Genomic DNA, 16246 nt, shown 5'->3' with positions numbered 1-16246 from the left:
GGAGGAAGATTATGCAACGCTTAGAAACGGAAATTGCGGGAGTAACGTTAAAAAATCCGGTTATGAATGCGAGTGGTACTGCCGCGTATGGTCAGTCCCTGGCGGAGAAAATGGATTTAAACGAATTGGGGGCCTTAGTGATTAAATCGACCACCCAAACTCCCCGAGCGGGCAATCCATGGCCCACAACGGCGGAAACCAGCGCGGGCTGGCTGAACGCGGTTGGGTTAAAGAATCCGGGGATCGACCACGTATTAAGTGAAGAACTTCCCTGGTTAGCCAATAATTTTGCAACACTACCGATTGTGGGGAGCGTCGCGGGAAGTACTTTTGAAGAGTACGTGACGGTCGCACACCGTATGGCTAGCGCACCGAACGTTAAATTAATTGAAGTAAACGTCTCCTGCCCGAACGTAAAGGAAGGCGGAATCGCCTTTGGAACGGAACCGCAAATGGTGCGAGAACTAACCCAAGCAATTAAGGCCCAGGTGGACTGTCCGGTGTTAGTTAAACTAACTCCTGCGGTGACCGCCATCGAACCCCTCGTGCTTGCTGCCGAAGCGGGCGGAGCGGATGGACTGGTCATGATTAATACGTTGATGGGAATGGAGATTGATCTACACACTCGCAAACCGCACTTATCAAACGGTACTGGGGGGCTTTCTGGAAAGGCGATTCATCCCCTAGCCGTGCGAATGGTTCACCAAGCACGGCAAGTAACCGATTTACCAATTATTGGCGTGGGGGGCGTTTTTACTCCCGCAGATGCGTTAGAATTGATGGTAGCAGGAGCCCAAGCAATTCAAATTGGATCCGCAAGCTACGGCAATCCGCGGGCGTGTCACGACGTCATCACGGAATTGCCTACCGCAATGGATCGATACGGGTTTGAACGGATTGCAGATTTTAAGGTGAAAAATTAACGGAGGCGGAGTAATGACACAATCCCAATCAATTCAATCGATAGCCGCTGAAAAGCAATTTGATACCGTGATTGTAGGTGCTGGCAGCGCTGGTTTAGTAAGTGCGCTCGCGTTGGCCGAAGCGGGAAAACGGGTAATTGTTTTAGAAAAAATGGCTAAGCCTGGAGGGAATTCTATTCGGGCTTCTTCAGGGATGAACGCTGCTAAGACGGTTGTTCAAGAGCACGCGGGGATTAAGGATACTTACGAATCCTTTTTTGAAGATACCTACCGGGGCGGCGGGCGGAAAAATGACGTGGACATGTTACGCTACTTTACTAGTCACGCAGCTGAAGCAGTGGACTGGTTGAAAGAACATGGGATTGTTTTAGACGATTTGACCTTAACTGGTGGGATGTCAGTTAAACGAGCCCACCGACCAAGTAGCGCTCCGGCAATTGGGGGATACTTGATTCATCACTTAGTAGATGATTTGACCCAAAAACAAGTTCCGATCCTTTGTCAAACTAAGGTAATGAATATTATGCGAATGGAATCTGGAGATTTTCAGTTAATTGCTGAAAACCAAGCTGGTGACCGACAAACGTTACGGAGTGCGACGGTAATTTTGGCAACCGGAGGCTTTTCGGCTAGCCAAGATTTAATTGCTTATTACCGACCTGATTTGCTGCATTACCGCACTACGAACCAACCAGGAGCGACCGGTGATGGTCTACGTTTAGCACAACAATTAGGGGCCCAATTAATCGATATGGCGGAAGTTCAAGTGCATCCCACCGTCTATCAAGATTCAGCAAGAACCTTTTTAATTGGCGAAACAGTTCGTGGCGAGGGCGCGATTCTCGTTAATCATCAAGGAAGCAGGTTCGTTAACGAACTGGCCACCCGCAAAGAAGTTACGGCGGCGATTAACGCACAAACTCCGGCCAACGCTTTTTTAATTTTTAACCAAGCGTTGATTAACCGGGTGGTTGCCGTCCAATTTTACGACCAAATTGGCCTGGTCACCCATGGCGCAACCCTTGCAGAATTAGCCGACCAATTGGAAATTCCCCAAGCTGCATTGGATACTACGATGGCAACTTGGCAAACGGTGGTTCACCAACAGCATGATGCAGAATTTGGCCGCACCACCGGCTTAGTAGATGACTTTGCAACCGGGCCTTTTGCGGCAATTCCGGTAGCTCCAGCTGTGCACTATACAATGGGCGGCGTAAAAGTTAACGTAGAAACCCAAGTTTTAGATGACCAACAACAACCGATTGCGGGATTATATGCGGCTGGAGAAACCGTGGGCGGCTTACATGGCAATAACCGGCTCGGGGGTAACTCGATTGCGGAAACAGTAGTCTTTGGACTAGCGGCCGCTCGTCAGATTGAAAATCACCAGGTTTAATTAAAAATCGACTGTCATACCTAAATTTGGTATAACAGTCGATTTTTGGTTAGTACTTGCAAACTATCTGACTTTTGTCCTGTTTGCTTCTTCTTAACTATGTTTAATTAGCAAATTCGGTTGCCTAGTTCTTGCATATCTTTCTTAAGTTGCTTACCGTCTCCGTCGTCTTGGGGAACAAAGTTCGTTACCGTAACGGCGTTGTCAATAATCCCACTATTGTCGCGAAGTGAAAGCAGCCCCATCTTGTAATCAAGGGTAAGGCCTTCGCCTAAATAAGTGGGCTCGTCATGTCCGGTAGTAAGTTGCAACCCGGCATTGTTTTCAACTGGTTCAGCATAGTCAGCGTCTTCGTTGTCCGCAACCACTAGTTGGAACTTGTTGCCAATTGAACACGAACCGCCTAACTTAGAGAATTTACTTGAGCCGTCGTCTAACGCCAAGAAGACGTGACGTTGACCAATGTTTTTAGTACTTAAATATTCTTGTGCTGATTGAGTAATGTTGATTTCCATAGTGTGGCCTCCCAATAAAATTGACTGCATGTCTCTTACCTACGAGCTAATCCTAGCGCAAGAAGGAGCGGAAGTTAAAAATTATGCTTGTGATTATGCTTCTAAAGTTTTTCGCCGGGTAATCAACCATCGCCGAATTACAATAATGTCGGCAATTGCGAGTAATCCCGCAGAAATCGCGAATGAAAAATGCATTCCGAAAATGAATAGTTGATCATTTCCGTGTGGATAGGTAGTTAAACTAGTGTGGGCCTTGGCACTCATTAACAAGAACAATGCGGATGTGGATATCGTTACCCCTAAAATCATTCCAAGGTTCCGCGCTAGGGCGTTGACGCTACCAGCAATTCCCAAGCGGTTATGCGGCACCGCCGACATTACGGAAGCGTTGTTAGGCGATTGAAATAATCCGGTCCCCATTCCAGTAACGATGGATGCAAAAATGAAGAACCAGTACGGCGTTTGCAAGTTGAATCCCATAATTAAAAATTGAGAAATCAACAGCAGCGTTACGCCGATTACGGTGATTTTAGCGCCACCAAATTTGTCAGATAAAAAGCCTCCTACCGGTCCGAAAATTACCATGGTCAACGGAATGATCGACAAGAGGGTCCCGGCCAGTCCTGAAGACAAACCGCGGGCGTTAACTAGGTAATAGGGCATTAAGACGTTGTAGAAGAAACCATTGATAAACACGAGGAGAGCAGCAATGAGCCCTAACGTGAAGTCAGCATATTGAAAAATCGATAAGTCCAACAGCGGATGACGCCGATGATTTTCGGTATGAATAAACAAAATAAATGAAATTATGGCAATTAATAAAGCTCCAAGAATTAACGGGTTTAGATAACCTCGTTCTTGTCCGCGAAGAATTGCGAAGAAAAAGGTGATAATGCATATTGCAAATTCAATTGCTCCGGTCCAGTCAATTGGGGCGTTGGCTGCGAGGGGCTGGTCGTGAGGCAAACTCTTTATGCCAATTAAAACGGCTATAATTCCAATGGGAACGTTAATCCAGAAAATGTAGTTCCAAGTCAAATAATTTAAGATAAGTCCCCCAATAGCGGGTCCGGCAACGGCGCCCAAAGCAACGAAGGTTCCAATTACCCCCATTGCACGTCCACGTTGTTCAATGGGAAAGGTACTCGTGGTAATCCCAAAGCTGTTAGACATGGTCATCGCGGCTCCGATAGCCTGAACGGCACGCGCAAATAGCAAAAATGCCAGACCTAGATTGATTCCGGCAAGGAGGGACCCTAAGATAAATATGGCCGTCCCAATCCGAAATACCTTTGATTTACCAATTACGTCTCCCAAACGACCAAAAAACATTAAGAGGGCGCTGATGACGATTAAGTAAATGGAAACAACCCATTCAATGCGACTTAAACTGATGTTCATCTCCTTTGACATGATTGGCATGGCAATGTTGACAATCGAGCCATCAAGGGTGGACATAAAGGTAAAAATACCCAACGCAATTAAGATCAGCGTTTTATTTGTTTTTGAAGGCGCTTGTGACTGCTTCATTCAATTCTTCCTCCTGTAAATAATTTGTACAACTACATATTTTCCCGTTATCATGGGAAATGTCAATCTTTTCGAGCTATAAACTATCTAGGCTGTTAAAAAAACGATTTTCCCGATAAAATATAGGAAAAACATGGAAAGCAGGTAAATTAATGTCACCAAAAAAAATTGACCATATTGCGATTATTTGTACTGATTACGAAGCTGCGCGGAATTTTTACGTGGAGCAGTTGGGAATGCAAGTAGTGCAAGAAACCAAACGAAGCGATAAGCAAGACGTTAAGTTAGATCTGCGTTTTGGGGATTTAATGGTAGAGTTATTCATTAAACCAACGGCGCCTAAACGCCTGACGTATCCTGAAGCAGCAGGATTACGCCACCTATGCTTTAAAACGGAGGATATTGCTGCCGACGTTGCCGAGTTAAAGGCAAAGGGGATTCGAGTGGAACCTATCCGAGAAGATGAGCTCAATCAGCGTAAAATGACCTTTTTCTTTGATCCGGACGATTTGCCAATTGAGTTACACGAATAAACTTTTCCACAGTGTTGGTGGAATAAAAATGAGCGTGGGACAAAAGTCGGGTAGTTTGCGAGCATTAACTGAAAATTGACCATGATGCTTGAATTGGGCATGATGGTCAATTTTGGGTTAAGCGGAACCAACTGACTTTTGGCACACGTTTTGGCTTTATTGAAGTCAAAACCCCAAAATAACTTTTTAGGACCTTTTCATCCTTGAAAAGTATTTTTTCCCAGCCTCGTTTTTTTGCTTGGTGATTAAGGATGTGGAGAATTACGCAATAAAGTCAAAACGTGCACCCAGCCCTAGTTTCTTCCGGCTAACCAAATATCGGCCTTAATCGCTAAAGCAATTAAGACCGATATTCTGCCGTTCTAGAGTTTTACTGCGATAAAGTCAAAACGTGTTCCAGCTCTCAAAGTTCTGCGGTTAATAAAATTTTAGCCTTAATCGCTAACCCCGCAATTAAGGCTAAAATCTAATTAATCCTCAAACTCTGCCCGAGGACTTCCACACTCTAAATTTTTTTCCGCACATCATACGACGCATTATTTTTATCTTGATTAGGTTGGCGATCCCTTACGTAAAAAATGGCGTATTCCTCATTTTTATCCTTATTATTAACGACTACTAGTTCATCATCTAGCCGCTGTTTTTGCTTATAGAGGTGTCCCTTACGCACCGCTTCGTTATAGTCGTGAAAATTACCGATTGAATCACCGGGGTTAAAGAAAATTGTTTCACTCATGGTATCCACCTCCTACGATTACCTTAACTATAATTGAAAATGTACGCGTTTTCAACAATTACGCCATGATCCCAAATTGGACGGGGTTGCGTAGCTTAAAGTTGGACAATTAAAACTAAATTTGGTATTTTTTTGTGTTTTATTGGCTTATCTATTGCATTTTGGTTTAGACCATTTTATAATTGGACTATACCAAAAACAAAAAAGGAGCGCTGACTATGAAGGTAATTATCGTAAAAAATGATGTTGAAGGCGGAAAAGAAGGTTACAAAGTTTTTGCTGACGCAAAGAAGAACGGGGCAAAAACGTTCGGTTTAGCTACCGGAAGTACTCCAATTACCACTTATCAAGAAATTATTAAAAGTGATTTAGATTTTTCAGACTCAATTTCAATTAACTTGGACGAATACGTGGGACTTCCTGCCGATAGCGACCAAAGCTACAACTACTTCATGCACAAGAACTTATTTGATGCAAAGCCATTCAAGCACTCATATTTACCAAATGGTCGCGCAAAAGATATTGAAGCAGAAGCAAAACATTATGATGAGATTATTGCGGAAAACCCAATTGATTTACAAATCTTAGGAATTGGGCGCAACGGACACATTGGTTTTAACGAACCAGGAACTCCTGCAGATAGTACTACTCATAAGGTAGCATTAACTCAATCGACTATCGATGCTAACGCTCGTTTCTTTGAACATGAAGAAGACGTTCCGCGTTTTGCGATTTCAATGGGATTGGCTTCAATTATGCAAAGCAAGCACATTTTGATGGAAGCATACGGTGAAGACAAGGCTGATGCAATTAAGGGAATGATTGAAGGACCAGTAACCACTGATTTACCAGCAAGCTTATTGCAAAACCATGATAATGTTACCGTAATCGTTGATGAAGCAGCTGCAAGCAAATTGAGTGGTAAGTACTAAAAAACGAACAGAAGCTGTAGAAAACTTTGTGAAGTCAAAAACTAAAAAGGGTATTTTTTTAGACAAGTTAGCCGAAGAAATGTAAAATGTTAATTCTAATCAGGAGATTAAGAAGTTTTTTTCTTAATCTCCTTTTTATTTCCCGCAGTTTTCGAACAAAAAATCCTCAAAGGATTGAAAACGTTTCCCGTTTGGAATAAGATGTTTTTATAGGTATTGGGATAAATAGTCCCCAAACGTCACTAATTTTGTTATTTTTAATATAAAGAATTTACCGTAAAGTGGGGTAGCACACCTATTTAATAGTTATTAGTTATCTAAACAATAACTTTAATGGGAAAATACGGATTAATTCTGATAAAATAAGTCTTATTGTAAGGGAGCAATCACAAAGTGGAAAAAATAATTGCAATCAATGCTGGTAGTTCAACATTGAAGTTTAAGCTTTTCGAAATGCCTGAAGAAAAGGTGATTTCATCTGGAGCGGTAGATCGAATCGGGATTCCGGGTTCTAATTTTACAATCAAGACGGCCGATGGACATAAAACTAAAATTGAACAACCAATTAAGAATCATGAAGAAGCCGTTGACTTATTGTTACAACAACTTCTAAAACTAGACATCATTAAGGATTACCACGAAATTACCGGAGTGGGTCATCGAGTGGTTGCGGGAGGAGAAATTTTCCAAGATTCCGCGTTAATTAATGATCAAGTTTTAAAAGATATCGAGGACCTAAAGGAATATGCGCCATTGCATAATCCAGCTAATGCTACGGGAATTCGCGCATTCAAGAAAATTTTGCCAGACATTACCAGTGTGGCAGTTTTTGACACGTCTTTCCACGGTACGTTACCCGAGAAAAATTATCTATACAGTATTCCTTACGAATACTATGAAAAATACGGTGCTCGTAAATATGGCGCACATGGAACGAGCCACCGGTACGTTGCGGGACAAGCGGCCAAATTAATGCAAAAGCCATTGGAAGACTTGAAATTAATCACGTTGCACTTAGGTGCGGGAAGCTCAATTACGGCGATTAAGGATGGAAAGTCTTTTGATACATCGATGGGCTTCACTCCGTTAGCTGGGATTACGATGGCCACCCGTTCAGGAGACATCGACGTTTCTTTGGTAGTTTATTTAATGGAAAAACTTAACATTAAAGATCCACGAAAGATGCTAGAAATCCTCAATGAGAAGTCAGGATTATTAGGTTTGTCACAATTATCGCCTGATTTACGCGATATTTTAGATGCTGCGGATGATGGTAATCACCGTGCTGAAGTGGCGGTTGACATTTTGGTTAACGACATTGTTAAGTACATTGGGTCATACGCAACGGAAATGGGCGGCCTGGATGGGATCGTCTTTACTGCCGGAATTGGTGAAAATAGTGTGCCAATTCGGCAAAAAGTCGTGAACCGGTTAGGGATTTTTAACGCCAAACTAGATGATGAGCTTAATCAACAACGCGGTGAACGGTTTATCAACCAAGCAGATTCAGCAATTAAAATTATGGTAATCCCGACCAATGAAGAATTAGCGATTGCACGTGAAGTGGAACGCTTTAAGAAGATGGAGGATTGAGTTGTGAATTTATTTGAAACATTTAAAAATAAAGTTAAAGAACAAAAGCGGACGCTAGTTTTGCCCGAAGGTGAAGACCAACGGGTGCTTGGTGCGGCAGTTCGTTTAGCTAACGAAGAATTGGCTAAGGTAATTGTATTAGGCTCAAAGGAAAACATCCAAGCTCTAGCCCAAAAAGATCACCTTGACTTAGCTAACTTGCAAATTATTGATCCTGCTGAATATCCTGCTGATGAAAAGCAGGTAATGGTCGATAAACTAGTTGAACGTCGGAAGGGTAAAAATACGCCGGAACAAGCGATTAAAATGTTAGAAGACGTTAATTACTTTGGTACCATGTTGGTTTACCTTGGTAAGGCAGACGCAATGGTTTCTGGAGCAGCTCACGCAACTAGTGATACGGTACGACCAGCATTACAAATTATCAAAACTAAGCCAGGCATGCGGCGGATCAGTGGAGCCTTCCTCATGCAACGTGGTGATGAGCGCTACGTCTTTGGGGATTCCGCGATTAACATCGATCCAGATGCGGACACGTTGGCAGAAATTGCCATTCAAAGTGCGGAAACCGCACGTTCAATTGGAATTGACCCTAAGGTTGCTTTACTAAGCTTTTCCACAAAGGGCTCGGCCGCTGGTGAAATGGTTGATAAGGTTGTGGAAGCAACCAAGTTGGCTAAGGAACGCGATCCGAAAACCCCAATTGACGGGGAACTTCAATTTGACGCAGCTTTCGTTCCGGAAGTAGGAGCCACGAAGGCACCGGAATCCGATGTGGCGGGCCACGCCAATGTCTTTATCTTCCCTGAACTTCAATCAGGAAACATTGGATACAAAATTGCCCAACGATTAGGTGGCTTTGAAGCATTAGGGCCAGTACTCCAAGGCTTGAACGCACCAATTTCGGACCTTTCCCGGGGTGCTAGTGAAGAAGACGTTTATAAAGTCTCTATCGTAACTTTGGCCCAAGCATAAAGTAAATATGTAAAACCAGAGTAGGCTAATTGAATCTTTCCTACAGCTTGGTTTTCTTAAAATAAATTAAAAGTGCTTTTCAAGAATGAGTTTAAAAATTCTTGAGAAGCACTTTTTTGGTTATGCAATCTTAATTTGCGGAAAGCGTTAAGCTATTTGGTACCCATAGTCCCTTGCTTTTTACAATCGGGACACAGCCCCTCGACTTCGACGTGATTAGCGATAATATCAAAACCGGTCTTAGTAGCGGCGACCCGGTCGATCTTAGCCAAATCAGCGGCGTAATCGGGATAATCGACGTCAATAATTTTGCCACAATTGGTACAAATTACGTGGAAATGGGGGTGTCCATAATAATCATAATGAATACCATCTTCTCCACTGGTCAATTCAATCACTAATCCCTGGTCAACAAGCAACTTCAGGGTATTGTAGATGGTTGCTAAGCTTAAGTTAGGGGTTTTTGAATTTAATGCGTGAAAAATAGTTTCCACAGTCGGATGGTTTCTTTTTTGGATTAGGTATTCCAAAACAAGTCGACGCTGAGGAGTGATGCGAATATGCTTTTTTCTCAAATGTTCAATTGCTTCATCGATTGTATTTTTGGCCATCGTATTTTCTCCTATGTCATAATCGAGTCACTAAATTAATTGAAGCACGTTTTTTACTTAGTTTCAAACAGGATTGAATAAAGTTTGCTTGGAAGCTTTACTTTAGGTTTTTAAATTAATAAAATTAAAGTTAAGTTGGCTTAAAGAGGTGCACTTATGAAAGAACTGCAGCGTTTACGTAGTCAGCTGAGCAGTGCGGACTATCACCACGTTATCGTCCTGATTTTAGGGATGCTAACCATGTTAGTGGGGGAGTTTAGTACTGCTTTGCCAATTGCGGAAATTTTACGCAATTTTAATAGCGGCGGTACCACCGTGCAACTAGTGAACATCTTGCCTTTAGCAATCTTAGCATTAATGTATCCGTTAGGGCCGGTATGGTTGCAGAAGCGAACGGTGACCACGTTATTTAGGGATTCATTAAAAGTTTTTATTATTGGAACGGTCATCATTGGACTGGCTTACACGTTGCCCCTCATGTTAGTGGGCAGGATTATTCAGGCGGTCGGTTGCGGAATGATGCTACCGATGTTTGCCACCTTGGTTAGCGCCCTCCTCCCTGAGGATAGTCGTTTTAGTGATTTTAATCAACTCGAAGATATTATTACCGGGGTGGCGACAATTACGGCTTTGCTGTTAACGGGGATGAGCTTTTTAATTTTACACGCTTGGCAATGGGCTAATTTGTTAGTAATCTTAGGCAGCTTAATTGTCTATGGCATGGCAAACGAAATTGAAATTGATTTAGAAGCGCAAAAGTATAGCATAGAGTGGGTTAATTTCGGCCTTTCCGGGGGCTTTTTATTACTGATTGGCGGGATGGTTTTACTTACGAAAACTGGTTTAGCTTTGGCAAGCTGGTGGCGGTGGTTCTTTTTGCTTAGCGCGTTGATTTGTTTAGCGCTTTACGTACGGCGGGAGTGGCAAGTTAAGAACCCGTTAATTGATTTTAGAGGGCTACTAGACGTGCGTTATCTGCGAGCAGTTCTCTTACAGGGGATTGGAGCAGCTTCCTTTGCAAGTTTATTGGTAATTGGAGTGCTATACTTACGGCAAGGCCTGCACTACGCAACGTGGGCCATTGGGGTATCGTTGATCCCAGGAATCGTGGTGCGGTTGCTAGTTCATCACGGGACCATTCCATTGTTGAAAAACGTTTCTACAATAAAACGGATTCGAATGGCCACGGGCATCATGATGTTAGGCTGGGGATGTTTGACAATTTTTTCAACGTACCTCAATCTGCTATTGTTTGTGATTTTAACCATGTTGATTGAGGCAGGACACGGTTTATTGATTCAAGTTGGTAAGCAACTTAACCAACGGCCGCGGTCCCGGAGGTTAATTAACATGGCGGATATTTTTGCCGGACAGTTTAAACTGATGGCAACCAGTTTGATTTTGACGGTGCTATCCGTGGTTTTACAAAACGTGACCGAAAGTTGGTCATTTTCAGGCCTCCCGGGGCAGTTATCTTCGTTAGCGGGATACCGGGCAGCATTTTTAGTCTTTCTTATCATTACTATCTTGAGTTGGCTGGTCACGATGATTGCGGGCCGGAATTATAACTTAAGTAAACATATTGTGAAGTAGTTGGAGAAAATAATGACTTTTAAGGTGTTTTTAAGAAAAAGCGAAACCTTCTTAAAAGCGTTACTGAAGCGATTCAATGAAGCGGAAGTGGTAAATAATTCGATCGTGTTAGCGTATTATTTACTGCTTTCATTTTTCCCTTTAGTAATGCTGTTAGGAACTTTATTACCACTGTTTCAAATCCGGGTAAATACCGTTTTAGAGTACATAGAAACCGCCGTGCCTGAGACCATTTATAACATTACCGAGCCAATCGTCAAGGATTTTTTAGGTTCTGGAAATGGCGAACTGTTTTCATTTAGTTTGGTAATGACGGTCTTTTCAGCTAGTCAAGCGGTCGCAGCGTTTCAACGAACCGTTAACCGCGCTTATGGAGTCGCCAAATACCAAAATCCAATCATTAACCGGGTAGTTTCCTTTTTCCTTACGGTGGTGATTATTGCGATTATGGCGGTGCTGGTTTTCTTGTTTAGTTTTGGGCAAACGTTGGTCAGTTATTTGACCCCTATTCTAAATTTACCAACCCATTTATTTGCGTTGGTCGGTCAATTAAAGTGGCCAGTTACCATTGTGGGCCTGTTCGTGGGGCTATCATTGCTTTATTACCTAGTGCCTAACGCTAAAATCCGGTTCAAGTATGTAATCCCTGGGACGGTGTTTGCAACGATTGGCACGATGGTGTTGTCCCAAGTCTTTTCCTTTTATTTAAGGATTTTCGCGCGATCTGTTACAAGTTACAAGACTTTGGGTACCTTTATTGCCATCATGTTCTGGCTTAATTTCTCGGCAATGATCATCATGTTTGGCGGGGTGCTAAATGCTACTTGGCAAGAATTGCGCGAAGGTAAAATCATCGAAACTGCCGGAAGTCTGCGTAAAGTGGTTGGAAAATATAAAATTAACATTCATAAATAAAAAACAGTGTGGAAAAGTAGGTTAACAACTTGAGTAAAAGTTGTCCCTTGCCACACTGTTTTTAACTATGCTTTAACGACGATAAACCACTTCGAACAATTCGGTTACAACCGGATCGTCGGTTGAAAATTGATTATCGTAATTAGCCATTAATCTTTCAAATTTGTGCAAACTACGCTCGCGCCAGTCTTCGAGGCTGCGATCTCCTTCGCCTTCGTTATAAGCGTGTTCAGCAGAAACCCGTAAGAAGGGAATCAATTCCGAAACCACGGTCTTAATTACCGCGACGGGTTTCATCTGACCGTCTAGCAGTACGAAATAGTCTCCGGCTTGAGGAATGGCTTCCTGTTCAGCGGAATAATAAGCTAACGGTTTAGTGGTTGCGCGTTTTTGCCCTTTGAGAATCAAATTATTTAGGCGGTCGATCTCTGCGGGCTGGTCTTGGGGGCCAAACCATCGTGTTTTAAAACGATCCCCCTTAACGCCGCTTTGTTCGGTAAATGCTTGCCAAATTGCTTCAACTGGTGTTGCCATTGTATCAGGTCCTTCCCGTTATCTTATCGTTGTTGCCCATATCCTACCATCTTGGAAACGTTTCCGCAACTGAATTAGTTTACTCGAGATAAAGCCGTCGAAGATCCTGTAAGTCGGTTTCACTCAACTCTAAGGCTTCCTTAAAGTAGTGGTCCCAGTTGCCAAATCGGTCAATAATTAACTGGTGGGTCCGGTCCAAACTAGAGGCGGCAACGGAAAAGACGCTGTTCATCTTTTGGATTAGTTGGTTAGCATGCCGGTTGGCAATTTGTTTGCGCAATTCGTCAGGATCGCGCCGGCTATAGACTAAGTTAGTCAATAAATAATCTTCCCGGATGGTACTATAAGGCACTTGAAGTGCGGCCATAATTAGCATTCCTGCCACCCCAGTGCGGTCTTTGCCAGCTGCACAGTGAAATAGAAGGGACTCGTTTTCTTGGTCGTTAGCTAATAAATCAATAAACATTTGGCGGAACGCTAGACGTGCGTGTTCGTTAAGTACCATTACCAAGTAGGGATCGTACATGGCTTCTACGTGGGATTGGTATTGCAAATGCTGGTTAACTGGGATATCCGAGGTTTCACCATCATGAATCGGATAAACCGGGTATGAACGGACGATGATGTCTGTAGGAACGCGGTCTGGGCTCCAGGTCACTTCGGACGGCGAGCGTAAGTCAATATCATACTTTAACCCGTAATCTGCTAAAACAGCGCCATCGTGCTCGTTGAGGCGGGATAACTCCCCAGAGCGCAAAAGTTTTCGCCATTTGATAGTTTGATTATTAATGTTTTGGTAACCGCCGAGCTCTCGCAGATTCACGGCGTGGGGAAGGTCTAAAATTCGTTCAGGCTCCATAATTCGAGGGCACTCCTAACTGTGGTTTTAAGCCTATTATAACGCAGCTAGCAGAAAACATTTACCGGATCAACAAAAAAAGGACGCCGTTTAGGGCGCCCTTTGGGGAGTAGGTTATTGAAAACTACATTCTGTACTTTTTGGAGGAGTAATCAGAATAAATTTTCGGATGAGAAATGGTAATTCCTACCTCCTCATCCACGTTCTATATCATAAATGGTAAATGTGAATTTTTTGTTAACTTAGTCTTTTAAAAATATCAAAGTTTATTAAGATTTGTTAATTACTCTAAATAAATTTTTCTAAGGTCCGCTAAGTCGTGATCCGTTAAATGAAGGTATTCTTTAAGGTAATTCTGGGTGGAACCAGAAAGTTTCTTAATAGCTTCCATTGCGGAATTATAGTACGAGATGTTCACAGATTGGAGCGCCTTGGCACTTTGAATGAAGGCCGAATTTTTATTTTGTAACTTCAAGTCCATTACTAGGTTGTCGATCCGCGGCTTAATTGCTCGATTAGTAAGTAAATAATCGGCCCGGATCGTATCTTCGTCAACATTCAGAGCGGAAAGAAAGAAAATGGCGCCCATACCGGTCCGGTCTTTTCCTGCCGTACAATGGAAAAGTAAAGCGGAGTCTTCGTCGCTATTAGCTAGTAAAACATCAAAAAATTTCCGGTACGCCTTTTGTGCGTGGGATTGGTTGATCACGTCACGATAAACTCGGCGCATTTCAACTAGTCCGCTGGTGGGATCGTAATTCATTTTACGTTGTAGATCACTAGTTTGCTTAGTACTTTGGGTTTCGTCGACCGGGAATACCGGATCAAAAGTGTATTTTGCACCAGCAGGGACTTGGTCAGGTGCCTGACTTTTTTCTTCCGGGGAACGGAAGTCCACGTCGTATTTGATGGGGTAGTTAGCTAAAAAATCTAGGTCCGTTTGGGATAAACCGGATAGACGTCCCGAACGAACGATTTTATTCCACTTAATCGTTTTGCCATCAAGGGTTTTATAGCCGCCAAGTTCGCGGAAGTTTAATCCAGTTGCGATTGGTAAGAGTCTTGCACGTTCCATCTTAATTCCTCTCTTTATACGTTAATTTCTTCTTCGACACGTTCTGCCATGTTAGCGTAAATACGTTCACAGTCTTTGGTAGTTCCGCGGAGTTCATAATCGTCGATCATTTCAAAACCATAATCCCGAGCGTAGCGGCGCGCAGTTAGACAATACTGTTCGTTAAAGTTGCGGTTGCCGCTCCCCACCACGCCGAGGCATAATTCGCGGTTGTGGTGGTAGGCAATGTATTCACCCAACACGTTAGTCATTAGTTCCTTAACACCGTTGTCAATGCCGTTCCCGCCGTCCAAGTAGGTGGGAACGAAGGCAAAATAAGGAATCTCTTCATCAGCAAATTCCGTTTCGTCCGTGATTTCCTTGGCGAAAATTAACGGATTTTTCGGGTCTTGTTGGTGCATTTTTTCGGCGTAGTCACTTAAATCGTCGACGAAAGATTGCGTATTACCCGCAATCGAGATGTACAAAAGGTGAATTTCATTTTTCATGGTTAGAACTCCTTACTATATTTGCTGTTACAGTTAATTTTACGCTCCTCTTAAATAAAATGATACCACGGGTTAATAACAAACTCACTTAAACTGCCGAGAAAGATGGAAACGCTACCAGAATGTAGTACAATAATAGGCAGTAATGTAAGGGGTGAAGGTAGTGAAACCACATTTAGTATTCATGGACATTGACGGAACGTTAATTGATAATCACCAAAATGTTTTACCAGCAACCAAACAGGTAATTGAACGACTTCAACGAGAGGGCGTAATTTTTTACATTGCCACGGGGCGGATGCTGTCACTAGCGAAGTTAATTCAGAAAAAAATCAACGATGATGTTGAAATCATTGCGTCAAACGGATCGGTATACCAAAAAGGAAACCATATTCATCAGGAGCATCTAGGATGGAACGCGTTGAAGGAAATTTACCAAATTACGATGGACTTAGGACTTTCAACGAACTTTTTCACCACCGAGATGACCTACTATACTAACAAAAAGCCGTGGCGCCTAAGTCGCTTAGCGCGGGTTCGCGTGATGGCGGATAAAATGGGAAATCGGGGATTTGAAAAGATTCAAGATTTGGACCATCTCCAGCAATTGAGCAGCCAAATTATTAATGGGATCACAATTGATGATGAGCCCTCCGCACGTTTGCAAGAGGCGAAGGAACGCTTGATGGCAACGAAATTACTAGCGGTATCGTCATCGTCGCCAAACAATCTGGAATTGATTCCAAGAAGAATTTCAAAGGCTACGGCGGTTCGCGCGATTATGGATAAGTATCAAATCCCGGTGGAAAGAACGTTGGCATTCGGTAACGATATGAATGATTTGGAAATGATTCGCGCGGTAGGAACCGGGGTAGCAATGGGGAATAGCCCGGAACTGCTAAAAAAGGAAGCGGATGCGGTGACGGAAAGTAATTTGGAAAATGGAATTGGAAAATTTTTGGAGAGGTATTTTAATTAGAGTGCTCTCAGGACTGGGTAGCTTCCGAGGATTAACGAAATCTAAAGACTAATCGCGGG

Annotated in this window: 17 protein-coding genes; 9 read left to right on the top strand and 8 right to left on the bottom strand. The window is 42.9% G+C overall.

The window, feature by feature from the left end; genetic code table 11:
* Positions 1 to 11: 11 nt before the first annotated feature.
* Both HMPREF0623_RS08815 and HMPREF0623_RS08810 read left to right on the top strand, forming a co-directional pair.
* On the top strand, positions 12 to 923 hold the full coding sequence (locus HMPREF0623_RS08815; protein WP_004166754.1) for a dihydroorotate dehydrogenase: 912 nt from the start codon (positions 12 to 14) through the stop codon (positions 921 to 923).
* Positions 924 to 936: 13 nt separating this feature from the next.
* Positions 937 to 2319, top strand: a complete 1383-nt coding sequence (locus HMPREF0623_RS08810) for a flavocytochrome c (protein ID WP_004166753.1) — start codon at positions 937 to 939, stop codon at positions 2317 to 2319.
* A gap of 107 nt (positions 2320 to 2426) precedes the next feature.
* Here the strand turns inward: HMPREF0623_RS08810 and HMPREF0623_RS08805 are convergent, their stop codons facing one another.
* Together HMPREF0623_RS08805 and HMPREF0623_RS08800 are read right to left on the bottom strand one after the other, a co-directional pair.
* Positions 2427 to 2834: an iron-sulfur cluster biosynthesis family protein gene (locus tag HMPREF0623_RS08805; RefSeq protein ID WP_002830093.1), complete on the bottom strand. Its 408-nt coding sequence runs from the start codon at positions 2832 to 2834 to the stop codon at positions 2427 to 2429.
* 93 nt (positions 2835 to 2927) lie between these two features.
* The gene (locus HMPREF0623_RS08800; RefSeq protein ID WP_004166751.1) at positions 2928 to 4364 is read right to left on the bottom strand and encodes an MFS transporter; all 1437 of its coding nucleotides are present in this window, start codon (positions 4362 to 4364) and stop codon (positions 2928 to 2930) included.
* A gap of 152 nt (positions 4365 to 4516) precedes the next feature.
* Between HMPREF0623_RS08800 and gloA2 the strand changes: the two genes are divergently transcribed.
* Positions 4517 to 4897, top strand: coding sequence for an SMU1112c/YaeR family gloxylase I-like metalloprotein (gloA2, locus tag HMPREF0623_RS08795; RefSeq protein ID WP_002831027.1), 381 nt, complete (start codon positions 4517 to 4519; stop codon positions 4895 to 4897).
* Positions 4898 to 5402: 505 nt separating this feature from the next.
* Here the strand turns inward: gloA2 and HMPREF0623_RS08790 are convergent.
* Positions 5403 to 5633: a hypothetical protein gene (locus HMPREF0623_RS08790; protein ID WP_002830089.1), complete on the bottom strand. Its 231-nt coding sequence runs from the start codon at positions 5631 to 5633 to the stop codon at positions 5403 to 5405.
* A gap of 218 nt (positions 5634 to 5851) precedes the next feature.
* On the opposite strand from HMPREF0623_RS08790, the gene HMPREF0623_RS08785 reads away from it, so the two are divergent.
* The 3 genes from HMPREF0623_RS08785 (at position 5852) to pta (ending at position 9133) form a co-directional block, all read left to right on the top strand.
* Positions 5852 to 6565: a glucosamine-6-phosphate deaminase gene (locus HMPREF0623_RS08785; RefSeq protein WP_002830086.1), complete on the top strand. Its 714-nt coding sequence runs from the start codon at positions 5852 to 5854 to the stop codon at positions 6563 to 6565.
* Positions 6566 to 6958: 393 nt separating this feature from the next.
* Entirely contained in the window at positions 6959 to 8158 is a 1200-nt protein-coding gene (locus tag HMPREF0623_RS08780; protein ID WP_002831028.1) for an acetate/propionate family kinase, read from the top strand.
* A gap of 3 nt (positions 8159 to 8161) precedes the next feature.
* Complete coding sequence (pta, locus tag HMPREF0623_RS08775; RefSeq protein ID WP_002831030.1) at positions 8162 to 9133, top strand: phosphate acetyltransferase; 972 nt, start codon at positions 8162 to 8164, stop codon at positions 9131 to 9133.
* Positions 9134 to 9285: 152 nt separating this feature from the next.
* On the opposite strand, the gene HMPREF0623_RS08770 is transcribed toward pta, so the two are convergent.
* Positions 9286 to 9744 carry a Fur family transcriptional regulator gene (locus HMPREF0623_RS08770; protein ID WP_002830081.1) on the bottom strand — a complete coding sequence of 153 codons (459 nt, stop codon included), beginning with the start codon at positions 9742 to 9744 and terminating at the stop codon, positions 9286 to 9288.
* A 156-nt stretch (positions 9745 to 9900) separates the two neighbouring features.
* Between HMPREF0623_RS08770 and HMPREF0623_RS08765 the strand changes: the two genes are divergently transcribed.
* Positions 9901 to 11337, top strand: a complete 1437-nt coding sequence (locus HMPREF0623_RS08765) for an MFS transporter (protein ID WP_004166749.1) — start codon at positions 9901 to 9903, stop codon at positions 11335 to 11337.
* A gap of 12 nt (positions 11338 to 11349) precedes the next feature.
* A complete protein-coding gene (locus HMPREF0623_RS08760) occupies positions 11350 to 12252 on the top strand; it encodes a YihY/virulence factor BrkB family protein (RefSeq protein ID WP_002830078.1) in 903 nt (300 codons plus the stop codon).
* 72 nt (positions 12253 to 12324) lie between these two features.
* Here HMPREF0623_RS08760 and HMPREF0623_RS08755 read toward each other — a convergent pair whose 3' ends face one another.
* From HMPREF0623_RS08755 to nrdI, 4 genes are all read right to left on the bottom strand, one after another.
* Positions 12325 to 12786, bottom strand: a complete 462-nt coding sequence (locus HMPREF0623_RS08755) for an ASCH domain-containing protein (RefSeq protein ID WP_004166747.1) — start codon at positions 12784 to 12786, stop codon at positions 12325 to 12327.
* Between the two features lie 79 nt (positions 12787 to 12865).
* Positions 12866 to 13645 (bottom strand): tyrosine-protein phosphatase, encoded by a 780-nt coding sequence (locus tag HMPREF0623_RS08750; RefSeq protein WP_004166746.1) that lies wholly within the window; start codon positions 13643 to 13645, stop codon positions 12866 to 12868.
* A 283-nt stretch (positions 13646 to 13928) separates the two neighbouring features.
* Positions 13929 to 14720, bottom strand: a complete 792-nt coding sequence (locus HMPREF0623_RS08745) for a tyrosine-protein phosphatase (protein WP_002830073.1) — start codon at positions 14718 to 14720, stop codon at positions 13929 to 13931.
* Positions 14721 to 14734: 14 nt separating this feature from the next.
* Positions 14735 to 15208, bottom strand: a complete 474-nt coding sequence (gene nrdI / locus HMPREF0623_RS08740; RefSeq protein ID WP_002830072.1) for a class Ib ribonucleoside-diphosphate reductase assembly flavoprotein NrdI — start codon at positions 15206 to 15208, stop codon at positions 14735 to 14737.
* Between the two features lie 163 nt (positions 15209 to 15371).
* Here nrdI and HMPREF0623_RS08735 point away from each other — a divergent pair, with 163 nt between their 5' ends.
* A complete protein-coding gene (locus tag HMPREF0623_RS08735) occupies positions 15372 to 16187 on the top strand; it encodes a Cof-type HAD-IIB family hydrolase (protein ID WP_004166745.1) in 816 nt (271 codons plus the stop codon).
* The last annotated feature ends 59 nt before the right edge of the window (positions 16188 to 16246 follow it).

This window comes from Pediococcus acidilactici DSM 20284, assembly GCF_000146325.1.
GTDB classification, from domain to species: Bacteria; Bacillota; Bacilli; order Lactobacillales; family Lactobacillaceae; genus Pediococcus; species Pediococcus acidilactici.
Note: the sequence above shows the minus strand (reverse complement) of the source record. Positions and strands in the feature narration are given on the sequence as shown.